Consider the following 16,690-nt stretch of genomic DNA (forward strand, 5'->3'; position numbering starts at 1 on the left):
CGTCCGACCGATCGCGAGGCACGCGCACGTGAGCAGTGAAGTGAGCACCGGGACCAGCACGGGGACCAGCAGCAACCCTGTCGTCGGCACGAGCCGCGTCAAGCGCGGCATGGCCGAGATGCTCAAGGGCGGCGTCATCATGGACGTCGTCACCGCCGAGCAGGCCCGCATCGCCGCCGACGCCGGCGCCGTCGCCGTCATGGCCCTGGAACGGGTCCCGGCCGACATCCGCGCGCAGGGCGGGGTCTCCCGGATGTCCGACCCCGACATGATCGACTCGATCGTCTCCGCGGTCTCGATCCCCGTCATGGCCAAGGCCCGCATCGGGCACTTCGTCGAGGCGCAGGTGCTGCAGTCCCTCGGCGTCGACTACATCGACGAGTCCGAGGTCCTGACCCCGGCCGACTACGCCCACCACATCGACAAGCACGCCTTCACCGTCCCCTTCGTCTGCGGGGCCACCAACCTCGGGGAGGCGTTGCGGCGCATCACCGAGGGCGCGGCGATGATCCGCTCCAAGGGCGAGGCCGGCACCGGTGACGTCTCCAACGCCGTGACGCACATGCGCACCATCCGCGCCGAGGTCAACCGGCTGCGGTCGATGTCCCCGGACGAGGTCTACGTGGCCGCCAAGGAGATGGCCGCCCCCTACGACCTCGTCAAGGAGGTCGCCGAGACCGGGACGCTGCCCGTCGTGCTGTTCACCGCCGGCGGCATCGCCACGCCGGCGGACGCGGCGATGATGATGCAGCTCGGCGCCGACGGCGTCTTCGTCGGCTCGGGCATCTTCAAGTCCGGCAACCCGGCCCAGCGCGCCGAGGCCATCGTCAAGGCCACGACCTTCCACGACGACCCCGACGTCATCGCCAAGGTCTCCCGCGGTCTGGGTGAGGCCATGGTCGGCCTGAACGTCGAGGCCATCCCCGAGCCGCACCGCCTGGCCCAGCGCGGCTGGTGACCGGTTCGGCGGAGCACGACCCGCTGGGCCCGGAGTGGGGTCACGGCCCCGGCGGGCTCCGGACCCGCGAGGCCTCCCGCGTCGTCCTGCTGGACGACGCGGGGCGCGTGCTGCTGCTGCGCGGGACCGACCCGGCCCGCCCGGGCACCGACTGGTGGTTCACCGTCGGGGGCGGCCGGGGGCCGGGGGAGGACGCGCGCACGGCGGTGGTCCGGGAACTGCACGAGGAGACCGGCCTCGACGTCGACCCGGCCACCCTCGACGGGCCGGTCTGGGCCCGGGTGGCCGACTTCCCGTTCCTCGGCCAGACCTGCCGGCAGACGGAGGAGTTCTTCGTCCACCGCGTCGCGGCGGGGTTCGAGCCCGACCGGGCGGGGTGGACGCCGCTGGAGCAGGCGTCGGTCTCGGAGTTCCGCTGGTGGGTGCCCGCCGAGCTCGCCGGGTCCGGCACGGTCTACTACCCCGAGGACCTGCCGCGGCTGCTCGCCGAGCTCCCGCCCGTGTGGGCGGGGGACCCGATCACCGTCGCCTGACGCCTCAGCCGTCGCTGCCGGTGTCGCCGCCGGTGTCGGCGCGGGCGTTGTAGACGACCGCGCCGGTGGCCGCGACGTGCGTCGCGTACGCGCGGTAGACCTCCAGCGCCTCCTCCCGCAGGACGTCGGTGACGACGTCGATCCCGCGGGCCTGGAACTGCTCGGCCCAGTCCTCGCGGACCGGGCCCTCGTCGAACCCGGTGATCTCCTCCAGCTCCGGCCCGGACCCGGCGACCACGAGGGTGCGCACCCCCGACCACAGGGTCGCGCCGTAGCACTGGGCGCACGGGCGCCAGTTGACGACGAGCTCGCGGCGGGCGCCGCCCGCGCCGAGGTCCCACGACCCGGTGCCGACCTGGGCCAGGCCCAGGGCGGTGACCTCGGCGTGGCCCGAGGAGATCCCCGTGGACAGGACGACGTTGACGCCGACGGAGACCAGCTCACCGCTGTCGGTGTCGACGACCACCGCCGCGAACGGGCCCCCGTCGCCCTCGCGGAAGTTGCGCCCGGCGAGGCGGTGGACCAGGGCCATCCGGTCCTGGCGGGTCGCCAGCACGGCGGGGACGTCGGCCAGTTCCTCCTCCACCCAGGCGGGCAGGGAGATCGTGAAGGAGCGGGCGAGGTCCGCGGGGACGGGCATGGTGGTCGACCCTCCGGTGGTCCGGTGTTCCGTGACGTGGTCCCGCGGATGCTAGGGCAACCGCCCCCGGCGCGGGCCCTACGCTGCCCCGGTGAGCAGCACCACCCCCACGATCGGCGTCCTGGCCCTGCAGGGCGACGTCCGCGAGCACGTCGCCGCCCTGGAGTCCGGGGGCGGGCGGGCCGTCACCGTCCGCCGGCCCGCCGAGCTCGGCGCCGTCGACGGGCTCGTCCTGCCCGGCGGGGAGTCGACGACCATCGACCGGCTGCTGCGGGTCTTCGAGCTGCGCGAGCTGCTGCGCGAACGCATCGCCGGGGGTCTGCCCGTGTACGGCTCGTGCGCGGGGATGATCCTGCTGGCCGACCGGCTGCTCGACGGCGCGCACGACCAGCAGACCCTCGGTGGCCTCGACGTCACCGTGCGGCGCAACGCCTTCGGCCGGCAGGTGGACTCCTGGGAGGAGCACCTGCCGCTGGCCGGCATCACCGACGGCGGACCGCCGACCGACGCCGTGTTCATCCGCGCGCCCTGGGTCGAGGAGGCCGGGCCGGGCGTGCAGGTGCTCGGCCGGGTGGGCTCCGGGCCGGCCGCGGGTAGGATCGTCGCCGTGCGGCAGGGCGCTCTGCTGGCCACGGCGTTCCACCCGGAGATCACCGGGGACGACCGGGTGCACCGCCACTTCGTGGCGATGGTGCGCCAGCGGGACTGACGCGCACGGGATGTCGCACGACAGCGGAGCAGTTCAAGCGAGGCGGAGGGAACCACATGTCCGGCCACTCCAAGTGGGCGACGACGAAGCACAAGAAGGCCGTCGTCGACGCCAAGCGCGCCAAGAGCTTCGCTCGGCTCATCAAGAACATCGAGGTCGCGGCGCGCACCGGCGGCGGTGACCCGGCGGGCAACCCGACGCTCTACGACGCCATCCAGAAGGCGAAGAAGACCTCGGTGCCGGCCGACAACATCGACCGCGCCGTCAAGCGCGGCTCCGGGGCCGAGGCCGGTGGCGCCGACTGGCAGACGATCATGTACGAGGGCTACGGGCCCAACGGCGTCGCGCTGCTCGTGGAGTGCCTGACGGACAACAAGAACCGGGCCGCCATGGAGGTCCGCACCGCGATGACCCGCAACGGCGGCTCGATGGCCGACCCGGGCAGCGTCGCGTACATGTTCAGCCGCAAGGGCCTGGTCGTCATCGGCAAGGAGGGCACCGACCTCAGCGAGGACGACGTCCTGCTCGCGGTCCTGGAGGCCGGCGCCGAGGAGGTCACCGACCAGGGCGACACCTTCGAGGTCGTCTGCGAGGCCACCGACCTCGTGGCCGTGCGCGAGGCGCTGCAGGCCGCGGGCATCGACTACGACTCCGCGGAGAACAGCTTCGTGCCCAGCGTGCAGGTGCCGCTGGACGCCGAGGGCGCCACCAAGGTGTTCAAGCTCGTCGACGCCCTCGACGACTGCGACGACGTGCAGAACGTCTTCGCCAACTACGACGTGTCCGACGACGTCATGGCCGCCCTCGAGGACGCCTGACCCCCGCCTGACCCCCGCCTGACACACCGGGTCACCGCCCCTCAGACCCCCACGACCGCCCCGTGCCATCGTGGGGGTCGTGCGCGTGCTGGCGGTGGACCCGGGCCTGACCCGGTGCGGGATCGGGGTGGTCGACGCCGTCCGCACCGGTCGCCGGGCCGCGATGGTCGGCGTCGGCGTCGTGCGCACCCCCGCCACCGACCCCGTCGAGGCCCGGCTGCTCGCCATCAGCGAGGGCCTGGAGACCTGGCTGGACACCCACCGCCCCGACGTCGTCGCCGTCGAGCGCGTCTTCGCCCAGGCCAACGTCCGCTCGGTCATGGGCACCGCGCAGGCCGCCGGGCTCGTCCTCGTGGCCGCCGCCCGCCGCGGCCTGCCGGTCGCGATGCACACCCCCAGCGAGGTCAAGGCCGCGGTCACGGGGGACGGCCGGGCCGGCAAGGAGCAGGTGACGACGATGGTCACCCGCATCCTCGGCCTGGACAGCCCCCCGCGACCGGCCGACGCCGCCGACGCCCTGGCCCTGGCGCTGTGCCACCTGTGGCGCGGCGGGGCGAGCACCCGGCTGGAGGCCGCCGCGCACTCCGCGCTCGTGACGGGGCGGCGCAACGCCTACGCCGAGGCCGAAGCTCAGGCCAGGCGCTCGCGCAGGAACGTCGTCGTGCGCTCCCAGGCCAGCTCGGCGGACTCGCGCCGGTAGTTCGGCCGCTCGTCGTTGTAGAAGGCGTGCGGTGCGGGGTACTCGTGCAGCGTCACGTCCACCCCGGCCTGCTCGCGGATCCGCTGCGCGGTGGCGCGGACGGCCTCCAGCGGCACCGACGTGTCCTCCTGGCCGTAGTGGCCGAGCACGGCCGCGCGCAGGCCGGAGAAGTCGGTGTCCCCACCCGGCAGGCCGTACCAGGGCACGGCCGCCCCGACCCGCTCGCCCTGCTGGGCCGCCAGGCGCAGCACGAAGCCGCCGCCCATGCAGAACCCCACCGCGCCCACGCTCGAGGACGTGACCTCGGGCCGGTCCAGCAGGTACGTCACGGCGCCGGCGAGGTCCTGGGCGGCCCGCTCGGCCGGCAGGTCCGTCATGAGCTGGGCGGCCTCGGCGGAGTCGTGGGTCGTGCGGCCGCCGTAGAGGTCGGGGGCCAGCGCGACGAACCCCTCGCGGGCGAAGCGGTCGACGATGGCGGCGATGTGGTCGGTCAGGCCCCACCACTCCTGGATGACGATGACCCCGGGCCCGCTGCCGGACTCGGGCACGCGCAGGTAGCCGTGCGCGTGACCGGACTCCGTGGCGCTGTCGAAGGTGACGTTCTGACGGGCGTTGCCGTCCTGGCCGGTGCTCTGCTCGTGGCTCACGGGAGCACTCTGCCCCGGCGTGCCGGGTCCGTCGTGTCGGAGGGGGCGTCTAGCCTCTCGTACAAACGTTCGTCTGCTGGTCTGGAGGTCGTGTGATCGCGTCGGTGCGCGGGCGGGTGCTCGCGGTGCGGCTGGACTCGGCGGTCGTCGAGGTGGGCGGGGTCGGCATGTTCGTCCTGGCCGCCCCCGCGACGCTGGCGGGGCTGCGGGTGGGGGAGGAGGCGCTGCTGCACACCACGCTCGTGGTGCGCGAGGACTCCCTGACCCTGTTCGGCTTCGCCGACGCCGACGAGAAGGAGGTCTTCGAGATCGTCCAGACCGCCTCGGGGGTGGGACCGAAGATGGCGCTGGCGATGCTCGCCGTGCACCGCCCCGACGGGATCCGCACCGCCGTCGCCGCCGACGACCACGCCGCCCTCGTCCGGGTGCCCGGCATCGGCAAGAAGACGGCCCAGCGCATCTGCCTGGAACTGGGCGACCGCCTCGGCCCGCCCGCCGGTGCCCCGGCCCCCGTTCCCGCCGCGGGCGGGGACCCGCGCAAGGACCAGGTCGTCGAGGCGCTCGTCGGCCTGGGGTACCCGGCCAAGCAGGCCGGGGACGCGGTCGACGCCGTGCTGGCCGACCACCCCGACGCCGCAGCCGCGGACGCCGACGTGCCGGGCACCCTGCGCGCGGCCCTGCGCCACCTGTCGGGCCGCGGATGAACGAGCGGCTGGTGACCACGGGGGCCGACGAGCGGGAACGGGCCGCCGAGTCCGCCCTGCGCCCGCACGGCCTGGAGGAGTTCGTCGGGCAGAAGGTCGTGCGCGAGCAGCTCTCCCTCGTCCTGGACGCCGCCAAGGCGCGCCAGGCCCCCAGCGACCACGTCCTGTTCTCCGGCCCGCCCGGGCTGGGCAAGACGACCCTGGCGATGATCGTCGCCTCGGAGATGGGCGCCCCGCTGCGCCAGTCCAGCGGCCCGGCCATCCAGCACGCCGGCGACCTCGCGGCCGTCCTCAGCTCCCTGGACGAGGGCGAGGTGCTCTTCCTCGACGAGATCCACCGGATGGCGCGCCCGGCCGAGGAGATGCTCTACATCGCGATGGAGGACTTCCGCGTCGACGTCGTCGTCGGCAAGGGGGCCGGGGCCACCGCGATCCCGCTGGAGCTGCCGAAGTTCACCCTCGTGGGGGCCACGACGCGCGCCGGCCTGCTGCCGGCCCCGCTGCGCGACCGGTTCGGCTTCACCGGGTACCTGGACTTCTACACCCCCGAGGAGCTCGTGCAGGTGCTGCGCCGCAGCGCCTCCCTGCTCGGCGTGCAGCTCACGGCCGAGGGCGCCGCGGAGATCGGCGGGCGCTCGCGGGGCACCCCGCGCATCGCGAACCGGCTGCTGCGGCGCGTGCGGGACTGGGCGCAGGTGCGCGGGTCCGGGATCGTCGACCGCAGCGCGGCGCGCGCGGCGCTGGAGGTCTACGAGGTCGACGAGCGCGGGCTGGACCGGCTGGACCGGGCGGTCCTGGACGCGCTGTGCCGCCGCTTCGGCGGCGGGCCCGTGGGCCTGTCGACGCTGGCCGTCGTCGTGGGGGAGGAGGCCGAGACGGTCGAGACCGTGGCCGAGCCGTTCCTCGTGCGCGAGGGGCTGCTGGGCCGCACCCCGCGCGGTCGGATCGCGCTGCCCGACACGTGGGGCCACCTGGGGCTGACCCCGCCGCGCGACGCGCCCGCCGGGGCGGCCTGGCAGCTCGGCCCGGAGGACGGGTCGGACGAGGGTCCGCAGGACGCTCCCGGCGGTTCCGGGGCGCAAGGGCCGACCGGGTGAACCTCTAGACTGCCCGGGCGAGTCGGTCCCGCGCCGCGCTCCTGCCCCGTCCCGCGGAACCCGGCAGGGGCCCGTGGCGTTGGGTCGGCCGAGTCGGCACAGGGCCGACGCAGGTGCCGGTGAGTCGTCGATCCCGCCGGTGCGGAGAGGGTGTGTCGTGGACGGTTCGTTGTTCTTCCTGCTCATCATGGCGGCGCTGCTGGTCTTCATGTTCAGCCGCACCCGCAAGCAGCAGAAGGCCCAGCAGCAGATGCAGAACAGCATCGGGCCCGGCGCGGAGGTCATGACGACGTCGGGGATGTTCGGGACGGTCGTCGAGCGCACGGACGAGCACGTCGTCATCGAGATCGCCCCGGGCCTGCAGACCCGGTGGACCCCGCGCGCCGTGGCGCGCGTGGTGACCCCGGTGGCCCCCGTGCAGGACGGGCCGCTGGACGACGCCGACCGCGCGCCGGACTCCCTGGAGGGGCTGGACCTCACCAAGCGGGACGGGGACGCGCCCGGCGACGGGACCACGGGCGGTACCCCCCGTTCATAGCGACTACTGGTATGACAGCAGTCGTCCACGAGCAGTGACAAGCTTGCGCTGACCGGGTGGCACTCCCGCCACCCGGTCGGTGCCTGTCCCGAGGTGTTGAGTGTCCAACGACCGGCCCACCGGCCCCCCACGCGTGCGCCGCGGCGCACCGATCCGTCGATCCCACCCCGGCCGCACCCTGGTGGCCCTGGTGCTCGTCGTCGTCGCGGTCTTCGCGGCGGTGGGAGCCGGTTCGATCTGGAGCTCGGCGCGCTGGGCGCCCGGGCTGGCCCTCGACCTCGAAGGCGGCACGCAGGTCGTCCTGACCCCGCGGTCGGTCTCCGGCGGGGAGGTCCCCGCCGACCAGGTGCAGCGGGCCGCCGAGATCATCCGCCAGCGCGTCGACGCCACGGGCCTGTCCGAGACCGAGGTCCAGGTCCAGGGCGGGCAGAACATCTCCGTGTCCATCCCCGGGGAGGCCACGCGCCAGCAGCTCGACCTCATCTCGCAGTCGGCGCAGCTGCGCATGCGCGTCGTCCTGTTCGCCCAGCCGGCTCAGCCCGCCGCGCCGCCCGCGCCCGCACCCAGCGCCGAGCCCTCGGGCGAGGCCACCCCGGGTGAGGGGGCTCCGGCGACGCCCACGGGGGAGGCGGGCGACCCCGCCGCGACCCCGGCCCCGACCCAGAGCGCCGACGGTGCCGCCGCCCCGGCCGCGCTGCGGGCCGCGACGACACCCCCGGTTGAGCCCCCGGCCGAACCCCCGGCCGAGGCGCCCGCCACGACGACCCCGCCCAGCCTGGCCGACATCGCCACGCCCACCCCGACGCCCGGTCCGGGGCAGCCGACCGGGACACCCTCGCCCGCACCGACGGACGCCAGCGACCAGGCGTGGCTGTCGATCCCCGACCTGGAGCAGCGGTTCGCCGCGCTCGACTGCTCCGACCCCGCCCAGCGCTCCGGCGGCATCGTCGACGACCCGACGAAGCCGCTCGTGACGTGCGACCAGGACGGGACGTACAAGTACGTCCTGGGCCCGGCCGAGCTGGAGGGCACCGACCTCGTCAGCGCCACCGCCGCGCAGGCGACGAACAACCAGGGCTTCACCACCGGCGCGTGGGTCGTCCGCCTGCAGTTCGACGCCGACGGCGCCGACCGGTTCTCGGCGCTGACCACCCGCATCTCCACGCTGGAACCGCCGCGCAACCAGTTCGCCGCGGTCCTCGACGGCCTCGTCGTGACCGCCCCGACCGTCGGCCAGCGCTTCGGGGCCGACGTCGACATTGAGGGCAACTTCACCCAGGCCTCGGCCGACGCCCTGGCCCAGCAGCTCCAGTTCGGTGCGCTGCCGGTGTCGTTCACCGTCCAGACCGAGGACCAGATCTCGGCCACGCTGGGCTCGGACCAGCTCCGCAACGGCCTCATCGCCGGTGTCGTCGGCCTGGCGCTCGTCGTGGCGTACATGCTCGTGCAGTACCGGGCCCTGGGCCTGGTGACGATCGCGAGCCTGGCCATCGCCGCGGCCCTGACCTACGGGGTGCTGCTCCTGCTGAGCTGGCTGCAGGGCTACCGCCTCAGCCTGGCCGGGGTGGCCGGGCTCATCGTGGCCATCGGGGTCACCGCCGACTCCTTCATCCTCTTCTTCGAGCGCGTGCGCGACGAGATCCGGGACGGGCGCGTCCTGTCCTCGGCCGTCGAGGCCGGCTGGCACCGCGCCCGGCGCACGATCCTCGTCTCCGACGCCGTCAGCCTGCTGTCGGCCGTCGTGCTCTACGTCCTCGCGGTCGGCAACGTCCGCGGGTTCGCGTACACCCTCGGGATCACGACGATCATCGACCTCGTCGTCGTCGTGCTCTTCACCCACCCGGCCGTCGCCGTCCTGGCCCGCACGAAGTTCTTCGGCGGGGGCCACAAGTGGTCCGGGTTCGACCCCGAGCACCTCGGGTCGGTCGTGGCCCGGCACGCCCTGCACCACGGCGAGCGCCGCCCGACCGTGGCCGAGCGGCGCCGGGCCGAGCGCGAGGCCGAACGTGAGGCCGAACGAGAGAAGGCCCGCAGCGGCGGGGGGACGGGCGAGAACGCCCGCGACGACCGGGACGACGCGAACGGGGACGAGTCCTGATGGGCATGGCACAACTGGGCAACCGGCTCTACACCGGGGAGTCCTCCGTCGACTTCGTCGGGCGCCGCAAGCTGTGGTTCCTCATCGCCGCGGCCCTCGTGCTGGTCTCGGCGGTGCTGCTGTGGAAGCCGGGGCTCTCCTTCGGCATCGAGTTCGAGGGCGGCTCGGAGTTCCGCGTCAGCGGCTCGTCGAACCAGGACGCCGCCCGGCAGGCCGTCGAGGCCGTCCTGCCCGGGGCGGTCCCGACCGTGACCAGCGTCGGGCAGGACGGGGTGCGCGTGCAGACCGAGGCGCTGTCCTCCGGTCAGCTCGACGCGATCAAGGGGGAGCTGGTCCAGCGGCTGGACGTCCCGGCGAGCGAGGTGACCTCCTCGAGCATCGGCCCGAGCTGGGGGGCGGACGTGACGAACAAGGCCCTCACCGGCCTGGTCGTCTTCCTCGTCCTGGTCTCGGCGGTCATGGCCGTGTACTTCCGCGCCTGGACGATGGCCCTGGCCTCCCTCGTCGCCCTGTTCCACGACCTCGTCATCACCGCGGGGGTGTACGCCGCCGTCGGGTTCGAGGTGACGCCGGCCTCGGTCATCGGGTTCCTCACCATCCTGGGGTACTCGCTGTACGACACCGTCGTGGTCTTCGACAAGGTCCGCGAGAACACCACCGAGGCGTTCCTCAAGAAGGACCGGACGTTCTCCGAGGCGGCCAACCTCGCGGTCAACCAGACGGTCGTCCGGTCGGTGAACACCACGGTGGTCGCCCTGCTGCCGGTGGCGGCGATCCTGTTCATCGGGGACCTGCTGCTCGGGGCCGGGACGCTGCGCGACATCAGCCTGGCGCTGTTCGTCGGGATGCTCGTGGGGGCCTACTCCTCGATCTTCGTGGCCACGCCGCTGCTCGTCGTGCTGCGCCGCCGCGAGGCGCGGGTGCAGGCGCTGGACGCGGAGGTCACCGCACGCCGGGCCGCCGACCCCGTCGCGGCGCAGGAGGCGCAGGCGTGAGGCTGAGCGTCCCCGGCCACGCGTCCGCCCTCGTCCTCGCCGGGTTCCGCGACGTCCCGGACTTCCCCGAGCCCGGGGTGGTGTTCAAGGACATCACCCCGCTGCTGGCCGACCCGGTGGCCTTCGGTGCCGTGACGGCGGTCCTGGCCGACCTGGCCGCCGCGACGGGCGCGGACGCCGTGGCCGGCATCGAGGCCCGCGGGTTCATGCTCGCCGCCCCGGCGGCCGAGCGGGCCGGTGCCGGGTTCTGGCCCGTGCGCAAGGCGGGCAAGCTGCCCCCGCCGGTGCTGCGCCGCGACTACGACCTGGAGTACGGCAGCGCCTCGCTGGAGCTGGCGGCCTCGGCGGTCCGACCGGGGGCCCGGGTGCTCGTCGTGGACGACGTCCTGGCCACCGGGGGCACCGCCCGCGCCGCGTGCGAGCTGCTGGAGGAGGGCGGCGCGGAGGTGGTGGGCCTGGTCGTGCTGCTCGAGCTCGCCTTCCTCAGTGGCCGGGCGCGGCTGGGGGACCGGCCCGTCGTCGCGCTGCACGTGCAGGACTGAGACCGCCGGGCGCCCGGTGCGGCCGGGCGGCGCACGGTGGCTGCGCGCTCAACCTAGACTGGTCGTCCGGACGAGACGGAGGACGCCATGGCAGACGGCACGGACACCCACGTCACCCACGCCACGAGCGCCCCGGCCACGCCCGACGGAGCCCCGGCCACGCCCGACGGGGCATCGGCCACGCCGCAGACGCCGGCTGCCCCGAGCGCCTCGCCGGGCGCCGTCGTCCCCGCCCCGCAGCCGGCGCACCGGCCGGCCGGCGGGGCCCGCCCCAACGGCCCGGAGCGGCGCCGGGGCCAGGAGACCTACACGGGCCCGGTGACCGCCGGGCGGATGCTGTCCCGGCTGGCGCGCTTCGGCCAGCAGCGCCAGCAGACCGTCTCCCCGGTCCTGGAACCGCTGCTGCGCACGGTCCGCGCCACCCACCCCAAGGCCGACCTGTCGGTGGTGGAGAAGGCCTTCGAGCGGGCCGAACGCGCCCACGACGGTCAGCGCCGCAAGAGCGGTGACCCGTACATCACCCACCCCGTCGCCGTCTCGACCATCCTGGCCGAGCTCGGCATGACGCCCTCGACCCTGGCCGCCGCCCTCCTGCACGACACCGTCGAGGACACCGACTACACGCTGCAGACCCTGCGCGCGGACTTCGGGGACGAGATCGCGCTGCTCGTCGACGGCGTCACCAAGCTCGACAAGGTCACCTACGGCGACGCCGCCCAGGCCGAGACCGTCCGCAAGATGGTCGTGGCGATGGCCAAGGACATCCGCGTCCTAGTCATCAAGCTGGCCGACCGGCTGCACAACGCCCGCACGTGGCGGTACGTCTCGGCGAGCTCGGCGGAGAAGAAGGCCCGCGAGACCCTGGAGATCTACGCCCCGCTGGCCCACCGGCTCGGGATGAACACCATCAAGTGGGAGCTGGAGGACCTGTCGTTCGCGACGGTCTACCCCAAGGTGTTCGACGAGATCGTGCGGCTGGTCGCCGACCGGGCCCCGGCCCGGGAGGAGTACCTGCAGGGGGTGCGCGCCCAGATCGAGGACGACCTCAAGGACGCGCGGGTCAAGGCGACCGTCACGGGCCGGCCCAAGCACTACTACTCGATCTACCAGAAGATGATCGTGCGCGGGCGCGACTTCGCGGAGATCTACGACCTCGTGGGGGTGCGCGTCCTCGTCGCCTCCGTCCGCGACTGCTACGCCGTCCTCGGTGCGCTGCACGCGCGCTGGAACCCGGTCCCGGGCCGGTTCAAGGACTACATCGCGATGCCCAAGTTCAACATGTACCAGTCGTTGCACACGACGGTCATCGGGCCCGAGGGCAAGCCCGTCGAGATCCAGATCCGCACCTACACGATGCACCAGCGCGCCGAGTACGGCGTCGCGGCGCACTGGAAGTACAAGGACGACCCGAACGCGGTGGCGGCCGGCACCCGCCCGCAGACGGAGATGGACTGGCTGAAGTCGGTCGTGGACTGGCAGCGCGAGTCGGCCACGGGGGACTTCCTCGACGACCTGCGCTGGGAGATCGGTGCCAACCAGGTCTTCGTGTTCACGCCCAAGGGGGACGTCCAGCAGCTGCCGTCGGGCTCGACCCCGGTCGACTTCGCCTACGCCGTGCACACCGAGGTCGGTCACCGCACGATGGGCGCGCGCGTCAACGGCCGCCTCGTCCCGCTGGACTCCACCCTCGACAACGGCGACCTCGTCGAGGTGTTCACCTCCAAGGCCGACGGTGCCGCGCCCAGCCGCGACTGGCTGACCTTCGTCAAGAGCCCCCGGGCCCGCAACAAGATCAAGCAGCACTTCTCCAAGGAGCGCCGCGAGGAGGCCATCGAGGAGGGCAAGGACGAGATCGCGCGGGCCATGCGCAAGCAGCACCTGCCGCTGCAGCGCCTGCTCTCGCACGACTCCCTCCTCGTGGTGGCCCGCGAGCTGAACCACCCCGACGTCTCCTCCCTGTACGCGGCGGTGGGGGAGCGGCACGTCTCGGCCCAGCACGTCGTGGACAAGCTCATCGCGGCCGTCGGCGGGGAGGCCGCCGTCGAGGAGGACCTGGCCGAGGCCACCACCCCGGGCCGGGGCCGGCCCAGCCGCAGCAGCGGTGAGGCCGGTGTCGTGGTCGCCGGCACCGAGGACGTGTGGGTCAAGCTCGCCAAGTGCTGCACGCCGGTGCCGAACGACCCGATCGTGGGTTTCGTCACCCGGGGCGCCGGGGTCTCGGTGCACCGCGACGACTGCGAGAACGTCGTGACGTTGCGCCAGGAACCCGAGCGCATCGTCGACGTGCAGTGGGCCTCGGCCATGCCGACGGGGCAGACGCGCCTGTTCCTCGTGCAGATCCAGGTCGAGGCGCTGGACCGGGCCCGGCTGCTCTCGGACGTCACGCGGGTCCTGTCGGACAACCACGTGAACATCCTGTCGGCGACGGTGAGCACGAGCCGGGACCGGGTGGCCCTGTCGAAGTTCTCCTTCGAGATGGCCGAGCCGAGCCACCTGAACCAGGTGCTCGGCGCAGTCCGCCGCGTCGACGGGGTCTTCGACGCCTACCGCGTCACGGCGACCCGGCCGCAGAAGGGCTGAGGTCCCGCGCGCTGCGCGGCGGTGACACGGTCGCGCTGCGCGGCAACGACAACGCCCGGCGCGCCACCCGCACCCCGGTGCGCCCGTGGGCGGCGGCGCTGGCGCGGGCGACCGACCCCGGGTCCAGCAGCCCCGCCGCGCTCAGCGCCGCCCGCCACCGCGGCGCGCGGTGCGGCTGGACGGCGGCGGCCTCCAGCAGGGCCCGGGCCGGGGCGCTGACCCGCAGCGCACCGAGTTCCACGACGTCGCCGGCCAGCGGGCGCACCCGGCTGGGCAGCACGGTGACGCCGCCGACCGGGCCGCCCGGTCCGCGCCCGGCGACCTGCACGTGCGAGGGCGCGGTCAGGGGGTGCCCCAGGTGCACCCACAGGGCCGCGACCCCGAGCACGACCACGTCGGCCGGCAGAAGCAGGGCCAGCGCCCGGGCGCGCAGCGCCGCGTCCGGTGCGACGTCGCCGGCCACCAGGACGTCACCGACGACCCGGCGCACCGCGCCCTGGCGCAGCTCGGCCTCCCACGACTCCGCCGCCGGCGGTCGCCAGGGCACGCCGGGGTCGAGGGGGGTGCCGCGGGTGAGGACGGCGGTCAGCCAGGGGGTGCGCACGCGGTCAGCTCAGCACCTGCGGCCCGCACGCACGGGACCCCCGCCCACGGCTGTGGACGGGGGTCCCGGGTGCGGTGACGCTGCGGTGACGGTGCGATGACGGTGCGGCGGCGTGCGGTCAGCGCACGTCGCGCAGCGTGGCCTGGGCGGCGTCGAGCCAGGCCCGGCGGGCCCGCAGGGCCTCCTCGGCGCGCGCGAGCGCCCGCGCGTCCCCGGAGGCGCGGGCCTTCTCGACGTCGGCCTCCAGGTCGCGGATGGCGCTCTCGAGCTGGCTGGCCAGCCCGCCGGCACGGGCCTGCGCCTCGGGGTTGCCGCGCGACCAGCGGGCCTGCTCGGCCTCGCGCACGGCCGTCTCGACGGCGCGCAGCCGGCCCTCGACCCGGCCGAGGTCGCCGCGGGGCACCTTGCCGGCGGCCTCCCAGCGGTCCTGGATGCCACCCAGGGCCTTCTTGGCCGCGGTGAGGTCCTTGATCGGCAGCAGGGCCTCGGCCTCGACGAGCAGTTGCTCCTTGACGACGAGGTTGTCCTTGAACTCCTCGTCGACCGCGTCGTTGGCGGACGTGCGGGCGGCGAAGAACACGTCCTGGGCGGCGCGGAAGCGTTCCCACAGGGCGTCGTCGTCCTTGCGGCCCAGCCGGCCGGCCGCCTTCCAGCGGTCCATCAGCGCCCGGTAGGCGTTCGTCGTGCCGCGCCAGTCCGTCGAGGTCGACAGCGCCTCGGCCTCGGTGACGAGCTTCTCCTTCTCGGAGCGGATGGAGTTGCGCTGCTCGCCGAGGGCGGCGAAGTGGTGGCGGCGCATCTTGTCGAAGGCGCTGCGCGCGTGGCTGAAGCGCTTCCACAGCTCGTCCTCGGACCGCTTGTCGAGGCGGCCCTCGCGCTGGGCGGTCTTCCAGTCCTCGAACAGGGTCCGCAGGCGCTCCCCGGAGGCCCGCCACTGCACCTTCTCCGGGTCCTGCCCGGCGATGCCCTCGGCCTCCTCCACGATGCTCACCCGGGCTGCGCGCAGCTCCTCGCGGTGCGCGGCGCGGGCCCGGTCGGCGGCGGCGCGGGCCTCGTCGGCGACGGTGGCCAGGGCCTCCACGCGGGCCGTCAGGGCGTCCAGGTCCCCGACGGCGCGGGTCTCGGCCAGCGCGGTGCGCAGCCCGGTGACCCCCGCGACGATGTCCTTGCCCCCGAGCTCGGTGCCGCGCAGGCGCTGCTCGAACAGGTCGACCTGGGCGACGAGCTCCTCGTACTTGCGCACGAAGTAGGCCACGGCCTCCTCGGGCGTGGCGTCGGGGTAGGCCCCGACCTCGTGCTCGCCGTCGGCGCGACGCACCCAGACCGTGCCGTTCTCGTCGACGCGGCCGAACGCCGCGGCGGCCTCGCGGTCGACGTGGGTGGGGTGCAGGACCTCGGCGGACTCGGCCGCGACGGGGGCCGGGGCAGCCGGCGGGGCGACCGGACGGGGGGTGGGCCGGACCGCGCCGGGCGTGGGCCGCGGCGCGGGGGCGCTGTCCGGTTCCGTGGCCGGTTCCGCAGCCGGTTCCGCAGCCGGTTCCTCCTGGGCCGCCGGCTCCGCGGGCTGCCCCTCGGCCGCGTCCGCGGCGGGGGCCTGCTCGGAGGCCTGCTCGGGGGCCGGCGCGGACGACTGCTCGGGCGTCTGCTCGGGCGTCTGCTCGGGCGTCGCGTCCTGCGCGTCGGGGGTGGTCGGGGTGGTCTGGGGGGTGTCCGCCACGTCCTGGGGGGACGCCGGCTCCTGGGGCTGCTCGGTCACCTGCCTCATTCTAGGTCCCCAGCCCCCCGGACGGCACGGGCCGTGACCGCGAGCCGCACCGCGGTCGCGGCCGGTCACTACGCTGTCCACGTGATCGTCGACCGGATCGAGGCGTCCGTCTTCGGGACGAACTGCTACGTGCTGGCGCCCCAGGCCGGTGCCGAGTGCGTCGTCGTCGACCCCGGCGTGGGCGTCGCCGACCGGCTGGCGGAGGTGCTGCGGCGCCGCCGCCTCAAGCCCGTGGCCGTGCTCCTGACCCACGGGCACGTCGACCACACGTGGCCGCTGACCCCGGTGTGCGGGGCCCACGGCCTCGCCGCGACCATCCACGCCGACGACGCCCACCGGCTGCGCGACCCGCTGGCCGGGCTGGGCGGTCCGCTGCGGGCGGCGCTGGAGGCCACGACGGGGCCGGTGGCGTGGCGCGAGCCCGAGGAGGTCGTCACCGTCGAGGACGCCCAGCGCTGGTCCGGGGCGGGGCTGGACCTGACGGTCGTGCACGCCCCCGGCCACACCGAGGGTTCGGTCCTGTTCGCCGTCGACCGGGCGCAGCAGGCCGACCTCGTCCTGTCCGGGGACGTCCTGTTCGCGGGGTCCATCGGGCGCACCGACCTGCCCGGCGGGGACCCGGTCGCCATGCGGCGCAGCCTGGTGGAGAAGGTCCTCACCCTCGACGACGCGGTCGACGTGCTGCCCGGGCACGGCCCGGCCACGACCGTCGGCCGCGAACGGGCGAGCAACCCGCACCTGCTCGCGCTGCGCTGAGCGCGC

General features: G+C 74.5%; 17 protein-coding genes. 13 read left to right on the forward strand and 4 right to left on the reverse strand.

Features of this window, described 5'->3' with window-relative positions:
* The first annotated feature begins 28 nt into the window (after positions 1-28).
* Positions 29-958, forward strand: coding sequence for a pyridoxal 5'-phosphate synthase lyase subunit PdxS (gene pdxS / locus AB2L27_RS10675; RefSeq protein ID WP_370441444.1), 930 nt, complete (start codon positions 29-31; stop codon positions 956-958).
* Positions 955-1,491, forward strand: a complete 537-nt coding sequence (locus tag AB2L27_RS10680) for an NUDIX hydrolase (RefSeq protein WP_370441445.1) — start codon at positions 955-957, stop codon at positions 1,489-1,491. Before pdxS ends, AB2L27_RS10680 begins: the two co-directional genes overlap by 4 nt.
* Positions 1,492-1,495: 4 nt before the next feature.
* On the opposite strand, the gene AB2L27_RS10685 is transcribed toward AB2L27_RS10680, so the two are convergent.
* The gene (locus AB2L27_RS10685) at positions 1,496-2,131 is read right to left on the reverse strand and encodes a nucleoside deaminase (protein WP_370441446.1); all 636 of its coding nucleotides are present in this window, start codon (positions 2,129-2,131) and stop codon (positions 1,496-1,498) included.
* A 91-nt stretch (positions 2,132-2,222) separates the two neighbouring features.
* On the opposite strand from AB2L27_RS10685, the gene pdxT reads away from it, so the two are divergent.
* The 3 genes from pdxT (at position 2,223) to ruvC (ending at position 4,358) form a co-directional block, all read left to right on the forward strand.
* Positions 2,223-2,840 carry a pyridoxal 5'-phosphate synthase glutaminase subunit PdxT gene (pdxT, locus tag AB2L27_RS10690; RefSeq protein ID WP_370441447.1) on the forward strand — a complete coding sequence of 206 codons (618 nt, stop codon included), beginning with the start codon at positions 2,223-2,225 and terminating at the stop codon, positions 2,838-2,840.
* Positions 2,841-2,896: 56 nt separating this feature from the next.
* Entirely contained in the window at positions 2,897-3,658 is a 762-nt protein-coding gene (locus AB2L27_RS10695; protein ID WP_370441448.1) for a YebC/PmpR family DNA-binding transcriptional regulator, read from the forward strand.
* A 79-nt stretch (positions 3,659-3,737) separates the two neighbouring features.
* On the forward strand, positions 3,738-4,358 hold the full coding sequence (gene ruvC / locus AB2L27_RS10700) for a crossover junction endodeoxyribonuclease RuvC (RefSeq protein WP_370441449.1): 621 nt from the start codon (positions 3,738-3,740) through the stop codon (positions 4,356-4,358).
* On the opposite strand, the gene AB2L27_RS10705 is transcribed toward ruvC, so the two are convergent.
* Positions 4,289-5,005, reverse strand: coding sequence for a dienelactone hydrolase family protein (locus AB2L27_RS10705; protein ID WP_370441450.1), 717 nt, complete (start codon positions 5,003-5,005; stop codon positions 4,289-4,291). The genes ruvC and AB2L27_RS10705 overlap by 70 nt on opposite strands.
* A gap of 92 nt (positions 5,006-5,097) precedes the next feature.
* Between AB2L27_RS10705 and ruvA the strand changes: the two genes are divergently transcribed.
* The 7 genes from ruvA to AB2L27_RS10740 all read left to right on the forward strand — a co-directional run bounded on the left by ruvA (position 5,098) and on the right by AB2L27_RS10740 (position 13,559).
* Positions 5,098-5,709 (forward strand): Holliday junction branch migration protein RuvA, encoded by a 612-nt coding sequence (ruvA, locus tag AB2L27_RS10710; protein ID WP_370441451.1) that lies wholly within the window; start codon positions 5,098-5,100, stop codon positions 5,707-5,709.
* Positions 5,706-6,806 (forward strand): Holliday junction branch migration DNA helicase RuvB, encoded by a 1,101-nt coding sequence (gene ruvB / locus AB2L27_RS10715; RefSeq protein ID WP_370441452.1) that lies wholly within the window; start codon positions 5,706-5,708, stop codon positions 6,804-6,806. The genes ruvA and ruvB overlap by 4 nt, the downstream gene beginning before the upstream one ends.
* A 157-nt stretch (positions 6,807-6,963) precedes the next feature.
* Positions 6,964-7,344, forward strand: a complete 381-nt coding sequence (yajC, locus tag AB2L27_RS10720) for a preprotein translocase subunit YajC (protein ID WP_370441453.1) — start codon at positions 6,964-6,966, stop codon at positions 7,342-7,344.
* A 181-nt stretch (positions 7,345-7,525) separates the two neighbouring features.
* Entirely contained in the window at positions 7,526-9,442 is a 1,917-nt protein-coding gene (secD, locus tag AB2L27_RS10725) for a protein translocase subunit SecD (protein ID WP_370441454.1), read from the forward strand.
* On the forward strand, positions 9,442-10,437 hold the full coding sequence (gene secF / locus AB2L27_RS10730) for a protein translocase subunit SecF (RefSeq protein ID WP_370441455.1): 996 nt from the start codon (positions 9,442-9,444) through the stop codon (positions 10,435-10,437). Before secD ends, secF begins: the two co-directional genes overlap by 1 nt.
* Positions 10,438-10,439: 2 nt before the next feature.
* Positions 10,440-10,979, forward strand: a complete 540-nt coding sequence (locus tag AB2L27_RS10735) for an adenine phosphoribosyltransferase (RefSeq protein ID WP_370441480.1) — start codon at positions 10,440-10,442, stop codon at positions 10,977-10,979.
* An 87-nt stretch (positions 10,980-11,066) separates the two neighbouring features.
* Entirely contained in the window at positions 11,067-13,559 is a 2,493-nt protein-coding gene (locus tag AB2L27_RS10740; RefSeq protein ID WP_370441456.1) for a RelA/SpoT family protein, read from the forward strand.
* On the opposite strand, the gene AB2L27_RS10745 is transcribed toward AB2L27_RS10740, so the two are convergent.
* Both AB2L27_RS10745 and AB2L27_RS10750 read right to left on the reverse strand, forming a co-directional pair.
* On the reverse strand, positions 13,531-14,163 hold the full coding sequence (locus AB2L27_RS10745) for a hypothetical protein (RefSeq protein ID WP_370441457.1): 633 nt from the start codon (positions 14,161-14,163) through the stop codon (positions 13,531-13,533). The two genes, AB2L27_RS10740 and AB2L27_RS10745, sit on opposite strands and share 29 nt — an antisense overlap.
* A gap of 118 nt (positions 14,164-14,281) precedes the next feature.
* Complete coding sequence (locus AB2L27_RS10750) at positions 14,282-15,928, reverse strand: DUF349 domain-containing protein (RefSeq protein WP_370441458.1); 1,647 nt, start codon at positions 15,926-15,928, stop codon at positions 14,282-14,284.
* Between the two features lie 81 nt (positions 15,929-16,009).
* On the opposite strand from AB2L27_RS10750, the gene AB2L27_RS10755 reads away from it, so the two are divergent.
* Positions 16,010-16,684, forward strand: coding sequence for an MBL fold metallo-hydrolase (locus AB2L27_RS10755; RefSeq protein ID WP_370441459.1), 675 nt, complete (start codon positions 16,010-16,012; stop codon positions 16,682-16,684).
* The last annotated feature ends 6 nt before the right edge of the window (positions 16,685-16,690 follow it).

This window comes from Kineococcus halophytocola (assembly GCF_041276425.1).
GTDB classification, from domain to species: domain Bacteria; phylum Actinomycetota; class Actinomycetes; order Actinomycetales; family Kineococcaceae; genus Kineococcus; species Kineococcus halophytocola.